Annotated in this window: 1 protein-coding gene; it reads left to right on the plus strand. The window is 71.3% G+C overall.

What is annotated here, in order from left to right; all coding sequences use genetic code 11:
• Nucleotides 1–125 precede the first annotated feature (125 nt).
• Nucleotides 126–1,550 carry an MFS transporter gene (locus ACQKIP_RS47035; RefSeq protein WP_365852392.1) on the plus strand — a complete coding sequence of 475 codons (1,425 nt, stop codon included), beginning with the start codon at nt 126–128 and terminating at the stop codon, nt 1,548–1,550.
• Nucleotides 1,551–1,574: the final 24 nt, after the last annotated feature.

The raw sequence follows: 1,574 nt of genomic DNA on the forward strand, positions 1-1,574 counted from the left end.
GGGGATAGCGGCCCGGGGTGCCTCGGGAGGCGGATGAGGGCCGTGGGTCCTAGGACCCGCGGCCGAGAATCTTTGCGCCGAAACCCCGATGCACGGGGCACGCAATCCCTGAGAACATTCCCGTCATGGTCCAAACGCCCCCCGACACTTACATAGCCGCCACCGCGCGGAAGCCCGCACCCGTATGGGCGGTGCTGCTCGCCGCCTGCGCCGGGCAGTTCCTGGTCGTCCTCGACGTGTCGGTGGTGAACACCGCGCTGCCCTCCATGCGGTCCGACCTGGGCATGAGCGCGGTCGGGCTGCAATGGGTGGTCAACGCGTACTCGATCGCCTTCGCCGGATTCATGCTGCTCGGCGGGCGGGCCGGTGACCTCTTCGGCCGCAAGCGGATGTTCCTGGTCGGGCTCGGGCTCTTCACGGCGGCCTCGCTCGCGGGCGGGCTCGCGCAGGCCGAATGGCAGCTGCTCGTGGCGCGGGCCGTGCAGGGCCTGGGCGCGGCGGTCCTCGCCCCGTCCACCCTGACGATCCTCACCTCGGCCGTGCCCGAGGGGCCCGCCCGGATACGGGCGATCGGCACCTGGTCCGCGGTGGGCGCGGGCGGCGGCGCCGCGGGCGGTCTCGTCGGCGGTGTCCTCACCGACCTGCTCTCCTGGCGCTGGGTGCTCCTGATCAACGTGCCGATCGGCGCCCTCGTCGTCGTCGCGGGCCTGGCCTGGCTGACCGAGAGCCGGGCCGGCGAGGCGCGCCGCCTCGACGTGCCGGGCGCGGTGCTCGTGACGGCGGGGCTCGCGACGCTCGCGTACGGGATCGTGCAGACGGAGGAGAAGGGCTGGACGGCTGCGGCGACCCTGGTGCCGCTGGCCGCCGGGCTCGTGCTGCTCGGCCTCTTCGTCCTGGTCGAGGCGCGTACGAAGGTGCCGCTGATGCCGCTGGGGCTGTTCCGTGTGCGGTCCGTTTCGGCGGCGAACGCGGCGATGTTCGTGTGCGGCGGCGGGATGTTCGCCATGTGGTTCTTCATGACGCTGTACGCGCAGAACGTCCTCGGCTACTCGGCCCTCAAGGCGGGCCTCGCGCTGATCCCCTCGTCGCTGACGATCGTCTTCGGGTCGAAGCTGGCGCCCCGCCTGATGCGGGTGCTCGGGGCGAAGAACGTGTCCGTGCTCGGGATTCTGGTGGCCGCGGCGGGGTTCGGCTGGCAGTCCCTGATGACCGCCGACGGCCACTACGTCACTTCGATCATGCTGCCCGGCATCATGATGATGTTCGGCGCGGGGCTGGCCACTACGCCGCTTGCGTCCCTCGGCACGTCGGGGGCGGACCCCGGGGACGCGGGGCTCGTCTCCGGGCTCATCAATACCTCGCGGACGATGGGCGGGGCGCTGGGGCTCGCGGTCCTCTCGACGGTTTCCGCGTCGCAGATGGGGGGTTCGACTACGCCGGAGGCGCTGACGTCCGGGTATGCGATGGCGTTCCGGACCAGTGGGTGCATTTTGCTGGCCGGGGTCCTTGTGCTGCTGCTGTGGATGCCGCGGGACGGCTCAAAGAACTGACTGTTCCCCAACCCCGCCCCTTCC

It is taken from the genome of Streptomyces sp. NPDC059900, from assembly GCF_050270335.1.
Taxonomy (GTDB): domain Bacteria; phylum Actinomycetota; class Actinomycetes; order Streptomycetales; family Streptomycetaceae; genus Streptomyces.